The sequence below is a fragment of the Pseudomonas sp. ADAK2 TE3594 genome, assembly GCF_053628675.1.
Genome location: NZ_JBRJGV010000001.1, coordinates 192,315 through 212,585, shown reverse-complemented (window position 1 = coordinate 212,585; position 20,271 = coordinate 192,315). Strand labels below are relative to the sequence as shown.

General features: G+C 59.8%; 20 protein-coding genes. 6 read left to right on the top strand and 14 right to left on the bottom strand.

Annotation, left to right across the window (positions count from 1 at the left end):
• Positions 1-27: 27 nt before the first annotated feature.
• Positions 28-513 carry an FKBP-type peptidyl-prolyl cis-trans isomerase gene (locus AB7M22_RS00915; RefSeq protein ID WP_007901600.1) on the bottom strand — a complete coding sequence of 162 codons (486 nt, stop codon included), beginning with the start codon at positions 511-513 and terminating at the stop codon, positions 28-30.
• On the opposite strand from AB7M22_RS00915, the gene AB7M22_RS00910 reads away from it, so the two are divergent.
• Genes AB7M22_RS00910 through AB7M22_RS00900 form a run of 3 tightly spaced genes read left to right on the top strand, consistent with a single transcriptional unit; the run spans position 482 to position 3,889 of the window.
• Positions 482-820, top strand: coding sequence for a DUF3565 domain-containing protein (locus AB7M22_RS00910; RefSeq protein WP_454184919.1), 339 nt, complete (start codon positions 482-484; stop codon positions 818-820). The genes AB7M22_RS00915 and AB7M22_RS00910 overlap by 32 nt on opposite strands.
• A gap of 60 nt (positions 821-880) precedes the next feature.
• Positions 881-2,980, top strand: coding sequence for a phosphate acetyltransferase (pta, locus tag AB7M22_RS00905; RefSeq protein WP_454184918.1), 2,100 nt, complete (start codon positions 881-883; stop codon positions 2,978-2,980).
• A complete protein-coding gene (locus AB7M22_RS00900; protein ID WP_454184917.1) occupies positions 2,981-3,889 on the top strand; it encodes an acyltransferase in 909 nt (302 codons plus the stop codon). It begins immediately after the preceding gene.
• A 152-nt stretch (positions 3,890-4,041) separates the two neighbouring features.
• On the opposite strand, the gene cysN is transcribed toward AB7M22_RS00900, so the two are convergent.
• From cysN to AB7M22_RS00885, 3 genes are all read right to left on the bottom strand, one after another.
• Entirely contained in the window at positions 4,042-5,940 is a 1,899-nt protein-coding gene (gene cysN / locus AB7M22_RS00895; RefSeq protein ID WP_427623328.1) for a sulfate adenylyltransferase subunit CysN, read from the bottom strand.
• 9 nt (positions 5,941-5,949) lie between these two features.
• Entirely contained in the window at positions 5,950-6,867 is a 918-nt protein-coding gene (cysD, locus tag AB7M22_RS00890) for a sulfate adenylyltransferase subunit CysD (protein ID WP_064679702.1), read from the bottom strand.
• A gap of 258 nt (positions 6,868-7,125) precedes the next feature.
• Positions 7,126-7,884, bottom strand: a complete 759-nt coding sequence (locus AB7M22_RS00885; protein WP_454184916.1) for a Nif3-like dinuclear metal center hexameric protein — start codon at positions 7,882-7,884, stop codon at positions 7,126-7,128.
• A gap of 103 nt (positions 7,885-7,987) precedes the next feature.
• Here AB7M22_RS00885 and algW point away from each other — a divergent pair, with 103 nt between their 5' ends.
• The 3 genes from algW (at position 7,988) to AB7M22_RS00870 (ending at position 12,108) form a co-directional block, all read left to right on the top strand.
• A complete protein-coding gene (gene algW, locus AB7M22_RS00880) occupies positions 7,988-9,148 on the top strand; it encodes a Do family serine endopeptidase AlgW (protein ID WP_008008637.1) in 1,161 nt (386 codons plus the stop codon).
• A 110-nt stretch (positions 9,149-9,258) separates the two neighbouring features.
• Complete coding sequence (locus AB7M22_RS00875; RefSeq protein WP_454184915.1) at positions 9,259-11,364, top strand: TonB-dependent siderophore receptor; 2,106 nt, start codon at positions 9,259-9,261, stop codon at positions 11,362-11,364.
• Between the two features lie 12 nt (positions 11,365-11,376).
• Complete coding sequence (locus AB7M22_RS00870; protein ID WP_454184914.1) at positions 11,377-12,108, top strand: DUF4198 domain-containing protein; 732 nt, start codon at positions 11,377-11,379, stop codon at positions 12,106-12,108.
• Between the two features lie 117 nt (positions 12,109-12,225).
• On the opposite strand, the gene hisC is transcribed toward AB7M22_RS00870, so the two are convergent.
• The 10 genes from hisC to AB7M22_RS00820 all read right to left on the bottom strand — a co-directional run bounded on the left by hisC (position 12,226) and on the right by AB7M22_RS00820 (position 20,189).
• Entirely contained in the window at positions 12,226-13,278 is a 1,053-nt protein-coding gene (gene hisC, locus AB7M22_RS00865; RefSeq protein ID WP_454184913.1) for a histidinol-phosphate transaminase, read from the bottom strand.
• A 2-nt stretch (positions 13,279-13,280) separates the two neighbouring features.
• Positions 13,281-14,618, bottom strand: a complete 1,338-nt coding sequence (hisD, locus tag AB7M22_RS00860; protein ID WP_008008633.1) for a histidinol dehydrogenase — start codon at positions 14,616-14,618, stop codon at positions 13,281-13,283.
• A gap of 124 nt (positions 14,619-14,742) precedes the next feature.
• A complete protein-coding gene (hisG, locus tag AB7M22_RS00855; protein WP_007901570.1) occupies positions 14,743-15,378 on the bottom strand; it encodes an ATP phosphoribosyltransferase in 636 nt (211 codons plus the stop codon).
• 128 nt (positions 15,379-15,506) lie between these two features.
• The gene (murA, locus tag AB7M22_RS00850) at positions 15,507-16,772 is read right to left on the bottom strand and encodes a UDP-N-acetylglucosamine 1-carboxyvinyltransferase (protein ID WP_007901567.1); all 1,266 of its coding nucleotides are present in this window, start codon (positions 16,770-16,772) and stop codon (positions 15,507-15,509) included.
• Between the two features lie 22 nt (positions 16,773-16,794).
• Positions 16,795-17,034 carry a BolA family protein gene (locus AB7M22_RS00845; protein WP_007901566.1) on the bottom strand — a complete coding sequence of 80 codons (240 nt, stop codon included), beginning with the start codon at positions 17,032-17,034 and terminating at the stop codon, positions 16,795-16,797.
• A 114-nt stretch (positions 17,035-17,148) separates the two neighbouring features.
• Complete coding sequence (locus tag AB7M22_RS00840) at positions 17,149-17,454, bottom strand: STAS domain-containing protein (protein WP_007901565.1); 306 nt, start codon at positions 17,452-17,454, stop codon at positions 17,149-17,151.
• Positions 17,451-18,104: an MlaC/ttg2D family ABC transporter substrate-binding protein gene (locus tag AB7M22_RS00835; protein WP_454184912.1), complete on the bottom strand. Its 654-nt coding sequence runs from the start codon at positions 18,102-18,104 to the stop codon at positions 17,451-17,453. Before AB7M22_RS00835 ends, AB7M22_RS00840 begins: the two co-directional genes overlap by 4 nt.
• Positions 18,105-18,115: 11 nt before the next feature.
• Entirely contained in the window at positions 18,116-18,583 is a 468-nt protein-coding gene (gene mlaD, locus AB7M22_RS00830; protein ID WP_007901560.1) for an outer membrane lipid asymmetry maintenance protein MlaD, read from the bottom strand.
• A complete protein-coding gene (gene mlaE, locus AB7M22_RS00825; protein WP_008008628.1) occupies positions 18,583-19,380 on the bottom strand; it encodes a lipid asymmetry maintenance ABC transporter permease subunit MlaE in 798 nt (265 codons plus the stop codon). Before mlaE ends, mlaD begins: the two co-directional genes overlap by 1 nt.
• Positions 19,380-20,189: an ATP-binding cassette domain-containing protein gene (locus AB7M22_RS00820; RefSeq protein WP_454184911.1), complete on the bottom strand. Its 810-nt coding sequence runs from the start codon at positions 20,187-20,189 to the stop codon at positions 19,380-19,382. The genes mlaE and AB7M22_RS00820 overlap by 1 nt, the downstream gene beginning before the upstream one ends.
• Between the last annotated feature and the right edge of the window lie 82 nt (positions 20,190-20,271).

Genomic DNA, 20,271 nt, shown 5'->3' with positions numbered 1-20,271 from the left:
CAGCTCTCGAAAGCTTAGCGCAGAAAATCAGTGGTGATGGCCACCTTCGCCATGGACGTGACCATGAGCGATTTCTTCCTGGCTGGCGTCACGGATGTCGATGATCTTGACCTGGAAATTCAGGCGCTGACCGGCCAACGGGTGGTTGCCGTCGACAGTGACATCGTCGCCGTCCAGATCGCGAATGGTGACGATCTGCATCTGGCCGTCCGGCGCGGAAGCGTGGAACTGCATGCCCACTTCCAGTTCGTCGACGCCTTCGAACATGCTGCGGCTCAGGGTGCTGACTAGTTCGGCAGCGTATTCGCCGTAGGCATCTTCAGGTTCTACGGCGACAGTCAGTTCGTCACCGACTGCTTTGCCTTCCAGTGCCTTTTCCAGGCCCGGGATAATATTACCTGCGCCTTGCAGGTAGACCAGCGGCGCGCCGCCGGCGGAGCTGTCGATGACCTCACCAGCGTCGTTGGTCAGGGTATAGTCGATGGAGACAGCCTTATTGGCGGCGATCAGCATGGGGCGAGACCTTTTGCATAAGAAAGATGAATGTCCAAGTTTAGCGAAGCAATCGCCCGAAAGCGAACACAACCCGGACAGACGGGTCGCGACGAAAGCCTCGACCATCACAGGTTTTCATCAGGACGAAGACGGACACTGGGTGGCCGAGCTTTCCTGCGGCCATACCCAACACCTGCGGCACCAGCCGCCGTGGCAATCCCGGGCCTGGGTGCTGGACCCTTCGCTGCGTAATGAAAAAATAGGCCAGCCCTTTGATTGTGGTTGGTGCGCACAAGGCTCGGTTAGCGATAACCTTGGCGACTGAAATTCGGTAGAACACCAGCCATAGGTGCTCACCATTGCCATGCACCCTTAGAGAATTCGCATGCAAACTTTTTTTATCGCACCCACCGATTTTGGTGTGGGTCTGACCTCCATCAGCCTCGGGCTGGTGCGTACGCTTGAGCGGGCCGGTCTCAAAGTCGGCTTTTTCAAACCAATTGCCCAGCCGCACCCGGGCGACACGGGGCCTGAACGCTCCACCGAACTGGTGGCCCGCACCCACGGTTTGAAACCGCCTCAGCCACTGGGCCTGGCCCACGTTGAGCGGATGCTCGGCGACGGTCAGCTGGACGAACTGCTCGAAGAAATCATCACCCTTTATCAGCAAGCAGCTGTCGGCAAAGACGTGCTGATCGTCGAAGGCATGGTCCCGACCCGCAGCGCCAGTTACGCGGCGCGGGTCAACCTGCATTTGGCCAAGAGCCTGGACGCCGATGTGATTCTGGTCTCGGCACCGGAAAACGAAGTGCTGACTGAATTGTCCGGCCGGGTGGAGTTGCAGGCGCAATTGTTCGGCGGGCCGAAAGACCCGAAAGTCCTGGGCGTGATCCTCAACAAGGTCAAGACCGACGAAAGCATGGAGGCCTTCGCCTCGCGCCTGAAGGAGCACTCGCCGTTGCTGCGCAGTGGCGACTTCCGCCTGCTCGGCTGCATCCCGTATCAACCGGAACTGAACGCACCGCGCACCCGTGACGTGGCCGATCTGATGGGCGCTCAGGTGCTCAACGCCGGCGATTACGAAACCCGGCGCATGACCAAAATCATTATCTGCGCGCGTACCATGCGCAACACCGTGGAGCTGCTCAAGCCCGGTGTGCTGGTGGTAACCCCCGGCGATCGCGACGACATCATCCTCGCCGTCAGCCTCGCGGCGATGAACGGCGTGCCTCTGGCCGGCCTGTTGCTGACCAGCGACACCCTGCCCGACCCGCGCATCATGGATTTGTGCCGTGGCGCCTTGCAGGCCGGCTTGCCGGTGTTGTCGGTCAGCACCGGTTCCTACGACACCGCCAACCAGTTGAACGGCTTGAACAAGGAAATCCCGATCGACGACCGCGAACGTGCGGAAATCATCACCGATTTCGTCGCCAGCCACCTCGACGCCAACTGGCTGCACCAGCGTTGCGGCACGCCACGGGAAATGCGCCTGTCGCCAGCGGTGTTCCGTTATCAATTGATCCAGCGCGCCCAGGCCGCCAACAAACGCATCGTCCTGCCCGAAGGCAGCGAGCCTTTGACCGTGCAAGCCGCGGCAATCTGTCAGGCGCGCGGCATTGCCCGCTGCGTGTTGCTGGCGAAACCGGCGGACGTCGAAGCGGTCGCACGCGCCCAAGGCATCGAGTTGCCGCCGGGGCTGGAAATCCTCGACCCGGACCTGATCCGTGAGCGTTACGTCGAGCCGATGGTTGCGCTGCGCAAGACTAAAAGCCTCAACGCGCCGATGGCCGAGCAACAACTGGAAGACACCGTGGTGATTGGCACCATGATGCTGGCGCTGGATGAAGTCGACGGGCTGGTGTCCGGGGTTATTCACTCCACCGCCAACACCATCCGCCCGGCTCTGCAACTGATCAAGACCGCGCCGGGTTGCACGCTGGTGTCTTCGGTGTTCTTCATGCTGTTTCCGGAAGAAGTGCTGGTTTACGGCGACTGCGTGATGAACCCGCATCCGAGCGCCAGCGAACTGGCCGAGATCGCCTTGCAAAGCGCCGATTCGGCCGCGGCGTTCGGCATCACGCCGCGCGTGGCGATGATCAGCTATTCCAGCGGTGAGTCGGCCAGCGGTGAAGAAGTCGAGAAGGTTCGCGAGGCCACATTGCTCGCCCACGAACAGCAAAACTCGCTGCTGATCGACGGCCCGTTGCAGTACGACGCCGCCGCCAACGAAACCGTGGCGCGGCAACTGGCGCCGAACAGTCAGGTGGCCGGTCGTGCCACGGTGTTCGTGTTCCCCGACCTGAACACCGGCAACACCACCCACAAAGCCGTGCAGCGCAGCGCCGACTGCGTCAGCCTCGGGCCGATGCTGCAAGGCCTGCGCAAACCGGTGAACGACTTGCCGCGCGGCGCGCAGGTCGATGACATCGTTTACACCATCGCGTTGACCGCGATCCAAGCTGCCAACCGACCTATGGATCTTTAAATGCTGGATTTTCTACCTGCACCCGTGCGCGGCGTGATCGCCTCGCTGTTGTTGGCGCTGAACACGATTGTCTGCTGCACGCCGCTGTTCGTGGTGGCGATCTTCAAACTGCTGCTGCCCTTCCCCGCCGCCCAGCGTTTCACCGACTGGCTGATGGGCCACATCCACGAAACCTGGATCAGCAACAACAAGGCCTGGATGGACCTGCTCGGGCATACGCGCTGGCAGCTCAGCGGGCTGGAAGGCCTGGACTATCAGCACTCGTACCTGATCACCAGCAATCACCAGAGCTGGGTCGACATCATGGTGTTGCAGTACGTGCTCAACCGTCGCATTCGCCCGCTGAAGTTCTTCCTCAAACAGCAACTGATCTGGGTGCCGGTGATTGGCCTGGCGTGGTGGGCGCTCGGTTTTCCGTTCATGAAGCGTTACTCCAAGGCCTATCTGGAAAAGCATCCAGAGAAGAAAGGCAAAGACCTGGAAACCACCCGCAAGACCTGCGACAAGTTCCGCAATAACCCGGTGGGGATTTTCAACTTCGTCGAAGGCACGCGCTTCACCGAGGGCAAGCACGTACAGCAGAGCTCACCGTTCCGCTACCTGCTCAAGCCGAAAGCGGGTGGCATTGCCTTCGTGCTGGATGCCATGGGCGACCAGTTGGAAGCCATCGTCAATGTGACCATTCACTATCCGGCCGGGCGTCCGGGTTACTGGAATTTGCTCTGTGGGAACGTGAAGGATGTGGTGGTGCACTTTCAGGAACTGAAGATTCCACCGCAGTTCGTCGGCAAGAACTACGACCAGGATGGGGTGTATCGGCTTGAGTTTCAGGGGTGGATCAATCAGCTGTGGAATGACAAGGATGCGCTGCTGGGGCAGATGCACCGCGAGTACACCGCCAAGGTTTGAGGTGTCTGCACCGACCTATTCGCGGGCAAGCCTCGCTCCTACAGGTTCCTTTGCTCTGTAGGAGCGAGGCTTGCCCGCGAAGGCGTCCTCCCAGACACAAAAAAACCCGCAGACGATCACTCATCTGCGGGTTTTTTATTTGCAGCTAACGCTTAGATCGCGCCACGTTTACGCAGCAGATCCAGCACTTGCTTGACGCTTTCTTCCAGCGACAGCGACTGGGTGTCGATCACGAGATCGGCATTCAGCGGCACGTCGTACGGGAAGGATTCGCCCGGGATGTTATCCCCGGCCGCCGCATACAGACCTTGCGGATCACGCTCGGCACAGACCGTCGGAGAGGCCTGGACGTAGACCGTCAGCAGACGCTCCTTGCCGATCAGGTCCTTGGCTTGCTCACGTCCTTCAGCGCTCGGCGCAACGAAGGCTGCCAAGGTCAACAGACCGGCTTCGTTGAACTGACGCGCAACGTGCGCCGCACGACGCCAGTTCTCGGTACGCCCGGCGCGATCCTGTGGCAGACCTTTGTTCAGGTCGTGACGCAGGTTCTGGCCATCGAGTACAAACACCGCACGGCCCAGGTCGAACAGCTTGCGTTCAACCGCGTAGGCCAGGGTGCTTTTGCCAGCGCCCGACAGGCCGCTGAACAACACGGTGGCGGGTTGCTGACCAAAGCGCTGGGCACGTTCTTCGGTAGCCACGTGAGCCAGTTTGCCGTGGTGGGTGCTGGTGCCATGGCTCAACGGTTGGGCGATGATCATGCCGGCCGCGACGGTGCCGTTGGTCAGTCGATCGATGACGATGAACGAACCGGTGGTGCGGTTGCTGTCGTAACCGTCCAGCGCGATGGCAGCATCGAGGCTGATCTTGACCCGACCGATCTCGTTCAGCTGCAACGAGCTGGCGGGACCTTCGGCCAAGGTGTTTACGTCAACGCGATTGACGATGCTGGTGATCGAACCCGGCACGTAAGTCGTGGCGCGCTTGATGTCGTATTTCTTGCCCGGCAGCATTGGTTCTTCAGCCATCCACACCAGCATGGCGTCGAAGGCGTCAGTCACTTGCGGCTGGTTGTCGGCATGCACCAGCAAGTCGCCGCGGGAGATGTCGATTTCGTCTTCCATGGTCAGCGTCACGGCTTGACCAGGACCTGCATGCTCCAGTTCACCTTCGAAGGTGACAATGGATTTCACGCGGCTGCTCTTGCCCGACGGCAACACAACGACTTCGTCGCCCTTGTGCACGATGCCGCTGGCCAGGGTGCCGGCGAAACCACGGAAGTTCAGGTTCGGGCGGTTGACGTACTGCACCGGGAAACGCAAATCGGTGTAGTTGCGGTCGCTGGCGATTTCGACGGTTTCCAGGATTTCCATCAGCGACTGGCCGGTGTACCACGGCGAGCGCTCGGACTTGTTCACTACGTTGTCGCCCTTGAGAGCGGACATCGGCACGAACGCCATGGTGGTCGGCTTGAACGCGATGCCTTCGGCGAACTTCAGGTAATCGGCCTTGATCGACTCGAACACGCTTTCGTCGAAGCCGTTGAGGTCCATTTTGTTGATGGCGACAACGATGTGCTTGATGCCCAGCAACGAAGCGATAAAGCTGTGGCGACGGGTCTGGGTCTGCACGCCGTAACGGGCGTCCACCAGGATGATCGCCAGGTCACAGGTGGATGCACCGGTGGCCATGTTGCGGGTGTACTGCTCATGGCCGGGGGTATCGGCGATGATGAATTTGCGCTTGGCGGTGGAGAAATAGCGGTAGGCGACATCAATGGTGATGCCCTGCTCGCGCTCGGCCTGCAAGCCGTCGACCAGCAACGCCAGGTCGATGTCTTCACCGGTGGTGCCGACTTTTTTCGAGTCGCGGGTAATGGCTTCCAGGTGATCTTCGTAGATCATTTTGGAGTCGTGCAGCAGGCGCCCGATCAGGGTGCTCTTGCCGTCGTCGACGTTGCCACAGGTAAGAAAGCGCAGCATTTCCTTGCGTTCGTGCTGGCCCAGATAGGCGAGGATGTCCTCGCTGATCAAATCAGATGCGTGCGACATGACAACCCCTTAGAAATAACCCTGACGTTTCTTTTCTTCCATCGAACCGGCGCCATCGTGATCGATGACTCGGCCCTGGCGTTCGGAAGTTCGCGTCAGGAGCATTTCCTGAATGATGTCGGTCAGGCTGGTGGCCTCGGACTCGACCGCACCGGTCAACGGGTAGTCGCCCAGCGTACGGAAACGGACCTTCTTCTTGACGATGCGCGCCTTGTCTTCGTCGCTCAGGTGATTGAGCAGGCGCTCGTCGTCGATCATGATCCAGGTGCCATTCATCTCGATAACGTCGCGTTCGGCTGCGAAATACAGCGGCACGATCGGGATACCTTCGAGGTAGATGTACTGCCAGATGTCCAGCTCGGTCCAGTTCGACAACGGGAATACGCGGATCGATTCGCCCTTGTTGACGTTGCCGTTGTAGACGTTCCACAACTCCGGGCGCTGGTTTTTCGGGTCCCAGCGGTGCTTGGTGTCACGGAAGGAATACACGCGCTCTTTGGCCCGGGATTTCTCTTCGTCGCGACGAGCGCCACCGAATGCCGCATCGAAGCCGTACTTGTCGAGAGCCTGTTTCAGGCCTTCGGTCTTCATGATGTCGGTGTGCTTGGCACTGCCGTGGGTGAGCGGGTTGATACCCTGCGCAACACCCTCGGGATTCACGTGCACCAGCAGGTCCAGGCCGAGCTCTTCGACCATGCGGTCGCGGAACGCGTACATTTCCTTGAACTTCCACTGGGTGTCGACGTGCATCACCGGAAAGGGAAGTTTGCCCGGGAAGAATGCCTTGCGCGCGAGGTGCAGCATCACGGCGGAGTCTTTACCGACGGAGTACAGCATCACCGGGTTATCGAACTCGGCGGCGACCTCGCGGATGATGTGGATGCTTTCGGCCTCCAGCTGTTTCAGATGCGTCAGTTTGTCGACCATGGCTACTCACGAAAACGATCTTATGGACGGCCTGCGGGCCGTGTTCGAGCGGGGAATCCTAGCACAGCGCCCCCTTCTAATCAGGACGCTGGCTAGATCGAAAGGGTATATGAATATACCCCCTCGTTTGGCACAACGGCCCCTGTAGGAGCGAGGCTTGCCCGCGAAGAACGATAACTCGGTTCATCAGGAATACCGCGTTATCGTTCTTCGCGGGCAAGCCTCGCTCCTACATTGCAACCCCATCCAGTTTTGAAATCAGATGGGGTTCGGGCAATCGATGAAGATGTGCTCGAGGGCGAAACGTCGCGCCAGGTAATCGCCCAAAGCCTGCACACCATAACGTTCGGTGGCATGGTGGCCGGCGGCGATGAAGCTGATGTCGTTTTCCCGGGCGCTGTGGAACGTCTGCTCGGAGGCCTCGCCGCTGAGGTACAGATCGACGCCAGCCAACACCGCCTGATCAATGTAACCCTGGCCGCCACCGGTGCACCAGCCGACCCGACGAATCATCTCGCTGCCTTCGATCAGCAACGGCTCGCGCCCCATGACTTCCTGCACGCGACGGGCGAAATCGCGAGGGGTCATCGGTTCGCTCAACGAGCCGACCAAGCCAACAACTTTCAGATTGTCCGGATCCAGCGGGCCTTCAACAGTGATATCCAGTTGCCGGGCAAGCTGCACGTTGTTGCCGACTTCCGGGTGCAGATCCAGCGGCAAGTGATAGGACAGCAGGCTGATGTCGTGCTTGAGCAGGGTTTTCAACCGGCGCTGCTTCATGCCGGTGATGCACGGGTTCTCGCCTTTCCAGAAATAGCCGTGATGCACCAGCACCAGATCGGCCTGGGCCTCTACCGCGGCGTCCAGCAACGCCTGGCTGGCGGTAACACCGCTGACGATGCGCATCACTTGCGGCCGGCCTTCGATCTGCAAACCATTGGGGCAGTAATCGGCGATCTTCGCACTTGCCAGGTAGCGGTCGGCTTCTTCGACCAGGGTGCTCAGGGCGACGGCCATAAAAGACTCCTAAATATCCCGTTCAGAGGCGCGCGCGGCCTCGTATAATGCGCGACATTATGGGCGGTCTCACACCGCCTGCAACCTCTGTAGGACGTGCTTAATGCTCAAGGCGCTGCGTTTTTCCGGCTGGCCGCTGTTGGCCGGTGTGCTTGTTGCTCTATTGATTATGCAGCGTTACCCGCAATGGGTCGGGTTACCGAGCCTGGACGTCAATCTGCAGCAAGCCCCGCAAACCATCGGTCTGCAGCAGGGTCCGGTGTCCTATGCCGACGCGGTGACCACGGCCGCGCCGTCAGTGGTCAATCTGTACACCACCAAAGTGGTCAACAAGCCCAGCCATCCGCTGTTCGAAGATCCTCAGTTCCGCCGCTTCTTCGGCGACAACTCGCCCAAGCAGAAGCGCATGGAGTCGAGCCTCGGTTCGGGTGTGATCATGAGCCCGGAAGGTTACCTGCTGACCAACAACCACGTGACCAGTGGTGCCGACCAGATCGTGGTGGCGCTCAAGGATGGTCGTGAAACCCTGGCCCGAGTCATCGGCAGCGACCCGGAAACCGACCTCGCGGTGTTGAAGATTGACCTGAAAAACCTGCCGTCGATCACCGTCGGCCGCTCCGACAATATCCGCATCGGCGACGTGGCCCTGGCCATCGGCAACCCGTTCGGCGTCGGCCAGACCGTGACCATGGGCATCATCAGCGCCACCGGGCGCAATCAGCTCGGGCTGAACAACTACGAAGACTTCATCCAGACCGATGCCGCGATCAACCCCGGTAACTCAGGCGGTGCACTGGTGGACGCCAACGGCAACCTGACCGGTATCAACACGGCGATCTTCTCCAAGTCCGGCGGCTCGCAGGGCATCGGCTTCGCGATCCCGGTCAAACTGGCGATGGAAGTGATGAAGTCGATCATCGAACATGGCCAGGTGATTCGCGGCTGGCTCGGCATCGAAGTACAACCATTGAGTCAGGAACTGGCGGAATCGTTTGGTCTGTCCGGGCGTCCGGGGATTGTGGTCGCGGGGATTTTCCGTGATGGCCCGGCGCAGAAGGCCGGCCTGCAACTGGGCGACGTGATCCTCAGCATCGACGGTGAACCGGCCGGCGACGGTCGCCGCTCGATGAACCAGGTGGCACGGATCAAGCCGACCGACAAGGTCACCATTCAGGTGATGCGCAACGGCAAAGAGCTCAAGCTCACGGCAGAAATCGGTCTGCGTCCGCCACCCGCGCCGATCAAGGAAAAAGAAGAAGAGTAAGCCGGTAGGAGCTGCGCCCTCAGCAGCTCCATAACTCCGAAGCTGTTAACAGCAGACATTCTCATTAGGCATGTTATATTGTTTCAATATCACTATTGGAACAACATAACATGTCGTCTCGAACAATGGCTTCCCTCGCAGGCCTGGCCCTCGGTTTGCTGGGGGATCCGGTCTTCGCCGAAGAATCGCAAACCGTTGAACTGGACGCCATCAGCGTCACCTCCGACTACGAATCCCCCACTGGCCCGGTGAAGGGTTACCGCGCCACGCGCTCCTCCAGCGCAACCAAAACCGACACGGCCATTCGCGATATCCCGCAATCGATCAGTGTGGTTCCCGTCAGTGTGCTCAAGGACCTGGGCAGCACCAGCGTCGAACGTGCACTGGAATTTGCCGGCGGCGTGTCGAAACAGAACAATTTCGGTGGCCTGACGCTCTACGAATACAGCGTGCGCGGCTTCACTACTTCGGAGTTCTACAAGGACGGCTTCAGCGCCAACCGAGGTTATCCAAGCACGCCGGATGTGGCCAACATCGAACGCATCGAAGTGCTCAAAGGCCCGGCCGCCAGCCTCTACGGTCGTGGCGATCCGGGCGGCACGGTGAACATCGTCACCAAGAAACCCCAGCCCGAAGCCTTCACCACACTGCAAACCAGCGCCGGCAGTTGGGATCGCTATCGCACCGCCGTGGACGTCAACACACCGCTGGATGATGACGGCAACGTTCTGTCCCGGGTGAACCTGGCTGTCGAGGACAACCACAGTTTCCGCGATCACGTCGACAGCCAGCGTGTGTTCGTTGCGCCCTCCTTCAGCTGGCAACTGAACCCGGACACCAGCCTGTTGGTGGAGAGCGAGTTCGTCCGCCACAGCTCGACCTTCGATCGCGGTATCGTCGCGCCGAACAATAAATGGAGCGGTGTCTCCCGTTCGACCTTCCTTGGTGAACCCAACGACGGCAACATCGACAACCATAACAATCTGCTGCAAGCCGCCCTCGAACATCAGCTCAACGACCGCTGGAAACTACGCCTCGCCAGCCATTACAAGGAAGGCAAGCTCTGGGGCTTCGCCTCCGAGAACCGTCCCTTGAACGCCGACGGCCACACCATCAACCGTCGCTACCGCGAGCGCGACACCAACTGGCACGACAGCATCACCCAACTCGAACTGCGCGGTTTGTTCGACATCGGTAGCTGGCAACACGAACTGCTGATCGGCAGCGAATACGAGAATTTCCGCAAAAACGAACGGGTCACGACCATTGCCGGCGGCCCGTATGCCATCGATATCTATCGACCGATCTATGGCCAGCCGAAACCCAATGGCGCACGCTCCGGGACCGACTTCTTCGAGCACGTCGAAAGCCAGGCGCTGAACCTTCAGGACCAGATCGTCTTCACCGACAAACTGCGCGGCATGCTCGGTGCGCGCTTCGAGCATTTCGAACAAAACATCGACGATCACAGCCGCAACGCGACCAGCCGCCAGCGCCACGACGCACTGACCCAGCGAGCCGGCCTGCTCTACCAGATGACGCCCGAAGTGGGCTTGTTCGCCAACGCCTCCACCTCGTTCAAACCGAACAACGGGCTGGACGCCGCCGGCAAATCCTTCGCCCCGGAAGAAGGCGTCGGTTATGAAGTCGGGATCAAGAGCGAGCTGTTCGACGATCGCTTGAGCACCACCCTCGCCGCCTTCCATATCGAAAAGGAAAACGTCCTGGCGCTCGATCCGAGCACCGATTCCAGCCGCGCCATGGGCAAGGCTCGCAGCCAGGGTGTCGACCTGCAAGTCACCGGGCAAATAACCGATGCCGTGCGAGTGATCGGTGCTTTCGCTTACATCGACGCCGAAGTCACCCAAGGCGACAAGGTGATTCCCACCGGCAGCCGAATTCTCGGTGTGGCCAAACGCAGCGGCAGTGTGCTGGGCGTTTATGAATTTCAGGATGGCCATTTGCGCGGTTCGGACCTTGGAGCAGCGTTCACCTATGTCGGCGATCGCTCGGGTGAAGCCGGCAGCGATTTCGAATTGCCGGCCTACCACACCGTCGACCTGCTGGCCCATTACAAGGCCAGCGAAAACGTCACCGTGGGCCTGAACCTGAACAATCTTTTCGACGAGAAATACTTCGAGCGCTCCTACAGCAACTACTGGGTCAACCCCGGCGAGCCGCGCAATTTCACCGTCAGCCTGACACTCAATCTGTAAAAGGACGTCACCATGCAACACCTCAAATCTTTGGCAGTACCCGGCCTGCTGCTCGGCTTGTTATGCGCCAGCCAAGTCTCGGCCCACGGTCTCTGGACCGAACAACGTCGCGGCAACATCGAAGTCATCTACGGCCATGGCGCCGAAGACAACGCCTTCAAGGCGCAGAAAATCAGTGGCGCGTGGGCTTATGACGCCAGCGGCAAAATGATCCCGGTGAACGTGCAACGGCTGGCCGACCACGCCCGCCTGCAGCCGTTGAAACCACCGGCGGTGATGGCCGTGGCGCTGAACAATGGCATGTGGTCGCAGACGGCGGATAAAAAATGGATCAACGAAGGGCGCAGCAAAGTACCGGGGGCCATTGAGTCGACCCAGACCTTCAAGTACAGCCTGGCGATATACCAGCCGGGGGCGAAGTTGCCGAAGCTCGATCAGATGAAATTGCTGATTCTTCCGGAGGTCGATCCGCTGACGGTCGGGCCGGGTAAATCGTTGCCGGTTCGAGTGCTATTGGACGGTAAGCCGGCGGCGGGTGTGAAGCTGGTGGGCGACTATCGCAGCGCGCCGAATACGTTAAGCACCGAGACCGACGCAGAGGGCCGGGCGCAAGTAATGGTGCGTAATGAAGGATTGAACGTGATTGCGGCGCAGATGGAGATTTCGCTGAAGGACAACCCGGATGTGGCGACACGCGGGTTGTTCACGTCGCTGACCTTCCTTGGCGAACCGCATCACGAGTAACCCACCACCCCCTGTAGGAGCGGGGCTTGCCCGCGAAGAACGATAACTCGGTGAAACAGATAAACCGTGTCATCGTTCTTCGCGGGCAAGCCTCGCTCCTACGGGTTCAGCGCTGGATCAGAGGTCGCCTAGGCCGTCGATCAGCGCCTGATTCTGTTCTGGCGCGCCGATGGAAATACGCAGGAACTGGGCAATCCGTTCCTGCTTGAAGTGCCGAACGATCACGCCCTGTTCGCGCAGCTTCGCCGCCAGCCCTGCTGCATCGTGCTTCGGGTGACGGGCAAAAATGAAGTTTGCTGCCGACGGCAATACCTCAAACCCTTTTGCCTCCAGCTGCGCAACCACCTTCTCGCGACTGTCGATGACCAACCGGCAGGTCTTGTCGAAATACTCACGATCCTCGAACGCTGCCGCAGCCCCCACAATCGCCAAGCGATCCAGCGGGTAGGAGTTGAAGCTGTTCTTGATCCGCTCCAGCGCCTCGATCAGGTCCGGATGCCCCACCGCCAGACCAACCCGCAGGCCCGCCAGTGAACGGGACTTGGACAGGGTCTGGGTCACCAGCAGGTTCGGATAACGGTCCACCAGTGTGATCGCCGTTTCACCGCCGAAATCAATGTAAGCCTCATCCACCACGACCACCGAATCCGGGCTGGCCTTGAGGATTTGCTCAACCGCGTCCAGCGCCAGCAGGCATCCGGTCGGCGCGTTCGGGTTGGGGAAAATGATCCCGCCGTTCGGCTTGGCGTAGTCCGCCGGGTTGATCTGGAATTGCTCATCCAGCGGCACCGCGTCGAATGCGATGCCGTACAACCCGCAGTAAACCGGGTAGAAGCTGTAGCTGATATCCGGGAATAGCAGCGGCTGATCGTGTTGCAGCAAACCGTGGAAAATGTGCGCCAGCACTTCATCGGAACCATTGCCGAGGAACACCTGATTACCCTGCACGCCGTAATACTTGGCAACAGCCTGCTTGAGCAGGTCGCTGTTCGGGTCCGGGTACAGACGCAGGTTATCGTTCAGTTCGGTCTGCATCGCGGCCAACGCTTTGGGCGATGGACCGTACGGGTTTTCGTTGGTGTTGAGCTTCACCAGTTTCGCCAGCTTCGGCTGCTCACCCGGGACGTAAGGCACCAGGCTCTTGACGAAGGGACTCCAGAATTTACTCATCTTCAGTTGCCCTGCCCTTGTAGAGAGTCTTCGTCAACGATGCGGTATTCGGCACTGCGCGCGTGAGCGGTCAGCGACTCGCCACGGGCCAGCACGGAGGCGGTTTTGCCCAGTTCGGAGGCACCCTGCTCGGAGCAGAAGATGATCGACGAACGTTTCTGGAAGTCGTAAACACCCAGCGGGGAGGAGAAACGCGCGGTGCCAGACGTCGGCAACACGTGGTTTGGACCTGCGCAATAATCGCCCAAGGCTTCGGACGTGTGACGGCCCATGAAAATCGCGCCAGCGTGGCGGATCTGCGGCAACCAGGCCTGCGGATCGGCAACCGACAACTCCAGGTGTTCTGGCGCAATGCGGTTGGCCACTTCGATGGCCTGTTCCATGTCGCGAACCTTGATCAGCGCACCGCGACCATTGATCGAGGTTTCGATGATTTCAGCGCGCTCCATGGTCGGCAGCAGTTTGGCGATGCTGGCGGCGACTTTGTCGAGGAACTCGGCGTCCGGGCTGACCAGAATCGCCTGGGCGTCTTCGTCGTGCTCGGCCTGGGAGAACAGGTCCATGGCAATCCAGTCCGGATCGGTCTGACCGTCACACACCACGAGGATCTCCGACGGGCCGGCGATCATGTCGATGCCGACCTGACCGAACACGTGGCGCTTGGCGGTGGCGACATAGATGTTGCCAGGGCCGACAACCTTATCGACCTTCGGCACGCTTTCGGTGCCGTAAGCCAGCGCCGCAACTGCCTGGGCGCCACCGATGGTGAACACCCGGTCAACCCCGGCAATGCAGGCCGCGGCCAGCACCAGCTCGTTGATTTCGCCGCGTGGAGTCGGCACGACCATGACCACTTCGGTCACGCCTGCAACCTTGGCCGGAATTGCGTTCATCAGCACTGAGGATGGGTATGACGCCTTGCCGCCTGGCACATACAGACCGGCGCGATCCAGCGGCGTGACCTTCTGGCCCAGCACTGTGCCGTCAGCTTCGGTGTAGCTCCAGGAATCCTGTTTCTGTTTTTCGTGGTAGCTGCGCACGCGGGCCGCGGCTTTTTCCAGCGCTTCGCGCTGAGGCACGGTGATGCGGGTCAATGCCAGTTCCAGGCGTTCGCGCGGCAGGATCAGGTCTGCCATGGAGGCGACTTGCAGGCCGTCGAACTTCTGGGTGAATTCCACCAGCGCCGCGTCGCCACGCTCGCGAACAGCCTTGATGATGTCCAGCACCCGCTGATTGACCGAGTCGTCAGACACACTTTCCCAGCTCAGCAGATGATCCAGATGATGTGCAAAATCCGGGTCAGCAGCGTTGAGTCGGCGAATTGCAGTCGGTGCGGTCATAGCGAGAGCCTCATAGGAATGGCAAAAACTCAGGCGCCCGAAGCTAACATTCGATCCGCTTGGGCACCTGAGAATTCTGGCTATGAGGCGGATAGACGGCGCGCCTTGCGGTCGCGCAGGTAAATCAGCCGCGGTGTCGAGACTCCACTGCCTTGCGCAGGGTGTCGATCAACGCCTGGATACGGGCGTGCTGCATTTTCATCGAAGCTTTGTTGACGATCAGCCGCGAGCTGATGTCGGCAATGAAATCCTGGGGTTCCAGGCCATTGGCACGCAGGGTATTACCGGTGTCGACCACGTCGATGATCTTGTCTGCCAGACCGATCAGCGGCGCCAGCTCCATCGAGCCGTAGAGCTTGATGATGTCGACCTGACGGCCCTGCTCGGCGTAGTAACGCTTGGCGACGTTGACGAATTTGGTCGCCACCCGCAGACGGCCCTTGGGCTCGACATCGCCGACACGGCCGGCGGTCATCAGCTTGCAGAGGGCAATTCGCAGATCCAGAGGCTCGTACAGACCCTGGCCGCCATATTCCATCAGCACGTCTTTACCGGCGACGCCCAGGTCGGCGGCACCATGCTCGACGTAGGTCGGCACATCGGTGGCGCGCACGATCAGCAGGCGTACATCGGCCTGGGTCGTGGGGATGATCAGCTTGCGGCTCTTGTCCGGATTCTCGGTCGGCACGATGCCCGCTTCAGCCAGAAGCGGCAGGGTGTCGTCAAGGATGCGGCCCTTGGACAGTGCGATAGTCAACATGGGAAACGTCAGTCCTTATCAAGGTACTCATGCCCGGTCGCAAACGGCGCCGGACACACATCGAGCCTGAAACAGGCTCGACTTGAAACGAATTCAACGGGCGCGTCCCTGCACCCATGCAGCAGAAACTAGCCCGGTACGCGGCGGATCTTCGCGCCGAGCATCTGCAGTTTCTCTTCGATGCACTCGTAACCACGGTCGATGTGGTAGATGCGGTCGATCAGGGTATCGCCTTCGGCGATCAGCGCCGAGATCACCAGGCTGGCCGAAGCACGCAGGTCGGTGGCCATTACTGGCGCGCCCTTGAGCTTTTCGATGCCGGTGACGATGGCGGTATTGCCTTCGACCTGGATATGAGCGCCCATGCGGTGCAGTTCGTAAACGTGCATGAAGCGGTTTTCGAAGATCGTCTCGATCACCGCACCAGTGCCTTCGGCAATGGCGTTGAGGGAGATGAACTGCGCTTGCATGTCGGTCGGGAACGCCGGGTATGGAGCAGTCCGCACGTTAACGGCTTTTGGCCGCTTGCCGTGCATGTTCAGCTCGATCCAGTCTTCGCCGCAGGTGATTTCAGCACCCGATTCGCGGAGCTTTTCCAGAACGGCTTCGAGGATGGTCGGATCAGTGTCCTTGACCTTCACACGACCGCCGGTCACCGCCGCCGCCACCAGGTAGGTGCCGGTCTCGATACGGTCAGGCATCACCTTGTAAGTGGTCGGGTGCAGACGCTCGACGCCATCGATGGTGATGGTGTCGGTGCCAGCGCCAGTGATCTTGGCGCCCATGGCGTTCAGGAAGTTCGCCAGGTCGATGACCTCAGGCTCGCGAGCGGCGTTCGCCAGCACGCTACGGCCCTTGGCCAGAGCGGCCGCCATCATGATGTTCTCGGTACCGGTCACGCTGACGGTGTCGAAGAAGAAGTGCGCACCGCGCAGGCCACCCTCAGGGGCCTTGGCCTTGATGTAGCCGCCTTCAACGTCGATGACCGCGCCCATGGCTTCGAGGCCACGGATGTGCAGGTCGACCGGACGCGAACCGATGGCGCAACCGCCAGGCAGCGCAACTTCGGCTTCGCCGAAACGGGCAACCATCGGGCCCAGCACCAGGATCGAGGCACGCATGGTTTTCACCAGTTCGTACGGCGCGATCAGGGTCTTGATGGTGCGCGGGTCGATTTCGACGCTGAGCTTCTCGTCGATCACCGGCTCGATGCCCATGCGACCGAACAGCTCGATCATGGTGGTGATGTCGTGCAGGTGCGGCAGGTTGGCAACGGTAACCGGGCCATCGCACAGCAGGGTTGCAGCCAGGATCGGCAGGGCAGAGTTCTTTGCCCCGGAGATGCGGATTTCGCCATCAAGACGAACGCCACCGGTAATAATCAATTTATCCATAAGAATCTCGACGCCCTTGGGCTCAGGTGCGCTCGGCCCAGGCCGCGCTGCTGAAAAATTTCATAGTGACCGCATGGATGCTGCCATCGGTGATCCATGGGTTCAAATGGGCATAGACCTGCTGCTGACGCTTCACCGGGCTCAACGCCGCCAGTTCATCGCTAATCACGTTCAGCTGGAAATTGCAGCCTTCGCCTTCAACTTCCACCTTCGTGTTTGGCAGCTTTCCTTCAAGGAAGCTCTTCACTTCTACGGCCTGCATGCTCAACCTCAATCGGCGCCCTGTGCGCGCGGGTCGGACATCATACAAAAAAGCCCCGCGCCTGCGAACCCCGCGAAGCAGGACTCTGACGGGGGGCTTCTTTATAGATGCGGTTCAGGGATGCGCCAATAGCTCGGTCAATTCGCTGACCTGAGCGATTTCACGCATATCTTCGGGTATCGCACGAATGCTCAGGGCCTTGCCGGCCGCCTGGGCATCGCGCATGAAGCACAGCAGCAGCGACAAGCCGACGCTGCTGGACTTCTCCACCGCAGAGCAATCAACCACCAGCGCAGCCGCGTTACTGGACTTGATCAGCGCCTGCCCCTGCTTGCGCAGGTTCGGGCCTGTCCGGTAATCCAGCACGCCACTGAGCAGCAGTTCGCCGGATTCGCTCATGCGAATGGCCGACTCACTCATTGGGTTTTCTTCTCGGTAGATTGTTCGGTGGCTTCCTTGGCTTTGGCGACTTCCCCGGCCCAACCGTTGATGGTCTTGTCCAGGTCGTTGCCATTGCGCTGCATCGCATCAGCGAACTGATCGCGGAACAGCTTGCCGATGTTGATGCCGTTGATGATCACGTTGCGCAGCTTCCACTCGCCATTGATCTTCTCGAGTGTGTAAGACACAGGATAGATCGCGCCGCTACTGCTCTTGACCGTCATTCCAACGCTGGTACGGTCGCCTGTCTCATCCTTGGCAGGATCGACGACGATGCCCTGGTTGTCGTACTCAAGCAAAGCATTGCCATAGAACTGGAACAGGCCTTTTTTGAAGTTCTCGACAAACTTCTGCATCTGCTCGGGGGTGGCCTTGCGTGAATACTTGACCGTCATGATGCTCTTGGAAATACCTTCGGCATCTACCACAGGCCCGACGATGGTATTCAGCGCCGTATAAAAGTCCTGCGGGTCCTGCTTGTACTTTGCTTTGTTGGCGGCAAGATCCGCCAACAACCGGGTGGTGGTGTCCTGTACCAGATCGTGCGCGGAAGGCGCCGCCACGGCGTTAGCCATCAACGGCAAGGCCGCGAGTATTACCAACAGGCCACGTCGCAAGATAGAGATCATTCAAAAGCTCCTCATTTGGCGTCTTTGCTAACGGTATTGAGCAGGAATTTACCGATCAGGTCCTCGAGCACCAGCGACGACTGCGTGTCGTGGATGGTTCCACCCTCCTTGAGCAGGGTTTCTTCCCCACCCACGCTGATACCGATGTATTTCTCACCCAGCAGGCCAGCGGTCAGGATAGATGCAGTGGAGTCAGTCGGCAGATTATCTACGCGCTTTTCCAGTTGCATGGTCACCCGACCGGTAAAGCTGTCGCGGTCCAGATCGATCGCCGTGACCTTGCCGATAGTCACACCGGCCATGGTCACTTTAGCTCTGACCGTCAAACCGGCGATATTGTCGAAATACGCATAAAGTTTATAAGTTTCGGTGGTTGCACTAGGGGACAGACCACTGACCCGCAACGCAAGCAACAGCAAAGCCAGGATGCCAGCCAGCAAGAAAAGGCCGACACCGATTTCCAGGGTGCGGTTTTGCATCAGAAATCTCCAAACATCAAGGCGGTCAGAATAAAGTCCAGGCCGAGTACAGCCAAAGAGGCATACACCACGGTCTTGGTAGTGGCACGACTGATCCCCTCGGAAGTGGGCTCGCAGTCATAGCCTTGGAATACGGCGATCCAGGTCACGACGAAGGCAAAAACGATGCTTTTGATAATGCCGTTGAGCACATCGTCGACAAACGTCACGCTGTTTTGCATGTTCGACCAGTAGGAGCCTTCATAGACACCCAGCCAGTCGACGGCCACCCACGAACCGCCCCAGATGCCCACCACGCTGAAAATCATTGCCAGCACCGGCAGGGAAATGAAGCCGGCCCACAGGCGCGGGGCAATGATGTACTTGAGCGGGTCGACCCCGATCATTTCCAGACTGGACAACTGTTCGGTGGACTTCATGTTGCCGATTTCGGCGGTCAGTGCCGAACCCGCGCGTCCGGCGAACAGCAAGGCCGTGACCACCGGGCCCAGTTCACGCAACAGCGTCAGCGCAACCATCTGCCCGACTGCCTGCTCCGAACCGTAGCTGGACAGAATGTTAAAACCCTGCAGCGCCAGCACCATGCCGATGAAAACCCCGGAGACCACGATGATCACCAGGGACATCACGCCCACCGAATGCAGCTGCTTGACCAGCAGGCCAAAACCGCCGCCGATGCCGCCACGACCGAGCAAGGCATGGAACAGGAACAGCGCCGAACGCCCGAATACCGCCAGCACATCGATGCCGGCGTAACCGAAGCGGCGCACTCTTTCTATCAGTGAAATCTTGCGCATCAGCGCTTCCCCAGAAGATCTGCGCGGTAATCCGGCGCTGGAAAGTGGTATGCGACCGGGCCGTCGGGTTCACCCGTCATGAATTGACGAATACGTGGTTCGTCCGAGCTCATCAGTTCCTTGGGCGTACCTTGCCCCAGCACTTGCCCGTCACCCACCACAATGAGGTAGTCGGCGATGCTCGCGGTCTCGGCCAGATCGTGGGAAACCACGATGCTGGTGATGCCCAGCGCATCGTTGAGCAGGCGGATCAGGCGTACCAGCACGCCCATGGCGATCGGGTCCTGGCCAACAAAGGGCTCGTCGTACATGAGGATTTGCGGATCGAGCGCAATTGCCCGGGCCAGCGCGACGCGACGTTTCATGCCGCCGGACAATTCGTCAGGCATCAGGTCGATGGCGCCACGCAAGCCCACGGCCTGCAATTTGAGCAGGACAATGTCGTGGATCATTTCTTCCGGCAGCCCGGTATGAACACGCAGCGGAAAGGCGACGTTCTCGAACACATCAAGATCGGTAAACAGCGCGCCGCTCTGAAACAACACACCCATATGCTTGCGCGCATCGAACAGATCGCTGCGCGACAACGTTGGCAGGTTCTGGCCATTGACCCAGACTTCGCCGCTGGCAGGGCGCAATTGTGCACCTATCAGCCGCAACAGCGTGGTCTTGCCACACCCGGAAGGCCCCATGATGCCGGTGACCTTGCCGCGCGGTATGCGAATATCGACGTTATTGAAAATGCTGCGCGAACCGCGCTTGAAGGTCAGTCCCTTCAGCTCGACCGCGTAGGCGTTATCGGCACTCATCTAAACTCCTTGCGATGCAGCCTCTCACTCGGACGCCTGGCTTTCTGGCGAAAGCACATACCTCCCCCGGGCAGGCCGAACT

What these genes read in the sequence shown, in the direction of transcription:
- AB7M22_RS00835 (WP_454184912.1), bottom strand. Translation starts at nt 18,104, where the DNA reads ATGATCTCTATCTTGCGACGTGGCCTGTTGGTAATACTCGCGGCCTTG.
- AB7M22_RS00820 (WP_454184911.1), bottom strand. Translation starts at nt 20,189, where the DNA reads ATGAGTGCCGATAACGCCTACGCGGTCGAGCTGAAGGGACTGACCTTC.
- AB7M22_RS00900 (WP_454184917.1), top strand. Translation starts at nt 2,981, where the DNA reads ATGCTGGATTTTCTACCTGCACCCGTGCGCGGCGTGATCGCCTCGCTG.
- hisG (WP_007901570.1), bottom strand. Translation starts at nt 15,378, where the DNA reads ATGTTGACTATCGCACTGTCCAAGGGCCGCATCCTTGACGACACCCTG.
- pta (WP_454184918.1), top strand. Translation starts at nt 881, where the DNA reads ATGCAAACTTTTTTTATCGCACCCACCGATTTTGGTGTGGGTCTGACC.
- mlaE (WP_008008628.1), bottom strand. Translation starts at nt 19,380, where the DNA reads ATGCGCAAGATTTCACTGATAGAAAGAGTGCGCCGCTTCGGTTACGCC.
- murA (WP_007901567.1), bottom strand. Translation starts at nt 16,772, where the DNA reads ATGGATAAATTGATTATTACCGGTGGCGTTCGTCTTGATGGCGAAATC.
- mlaD (WP_007901560.1), bottom strand. Translation starts at nt 18,583, where the DNA reads ATGCAAAACCGCACCCTGGAAATCGGTGTCGGCCTTTTCTTGCTGGCT.
- AB7M22_RS00875 (WP_454184915.1), top strand. Translation starts at nt 9,259, where the DNA reads ATGTCGTCTCGAACAATGGCTTCCCTCGCAGGCCTGGCCCTCGGTTTG.
- AB7M22_RS00870 (WP_454184914.1), top strand. Translation starts at nt 11,377, where the DNA reads ATGCAACACCTCAAATCTTTGGCAGTACCCGGCCTGCTGCTCGGCTTG.
- cysD (WP_064679702.1), bottom strand. Translation starts at nt 6,867, where the DNA reads ATGGTCGACAAACTGACGCATCTGAAACAGCTGGAGGCCGAAAGCATC.
- AB7M22_RS00845 (WP_007901566.1), bottom strand. Translation starts at nt 17,034, where the DNA reads ATGCAGGCCGTAGAAGTGAAGAGCTTCCTTGAAGGAAAGCTGCCAAAC.
- AB7M22_RS00840 (WP_007901565.1), bottom strand. Translation starts at nt 17,454, where the DNA reads ATGAGTGAGTCGGCCATTCGCATGAGCGAATCCGGCGAACTGCTGCTC.
- algW (WP_008008637.1), top strand. Translation starts at nt 7,988, where the DNA reads ATGCTCAAGGCGCTGCGTTTTTCCGGCTGGCCGCTGTTGGCCGGTGTG.
- hisD (WP_008008633.1), bottom strand. Translation starts at nt 14,618, where the DNA reads ATGACCGCACCGACTGCAATTCGCCGACTCAACGCTGCTGACCCGGAT.
- AB7M22_RS00910 (WP_454184919.1), top strand. Translation starts at nt 482, where the DNA reads ATGGAGACAGCCTTATTGGCGGCGATCAGCATGGGGCGAGACCTTTTG.
- AB7M22_RS00885 (WP_454184916.1), bottom strand. Translation starts at nt 7,884, where the DNA reads ATGGCCGTCGCCCTGAGCACCCTGGTCGAAGAAGCCGACCGCTACCTG.
- AB7M22_RS00915 (WP_007901600.1), bottom strand. Translation starts at nt 513, where the DNA reads ATGCTGATCGCCGCCAATAAGGCTGTCTCCATCGACTATACCCTGACC.
- hisC (WP_454184913.1), bottom strand. Translation starts at nt 13,278, where the DNA reads ATGAGTAAATTCTGGAGTCCCTTCGTCAAGAGCCTGGTGCCTTACGTC.
- cysN (WP_427623328.1), bottom strand. Translation starts at nt 5,940, where the DNA reads ATGTCGCACGCATCTGATTTGATCAGCGAGGACATCCTCGCCTATCTG.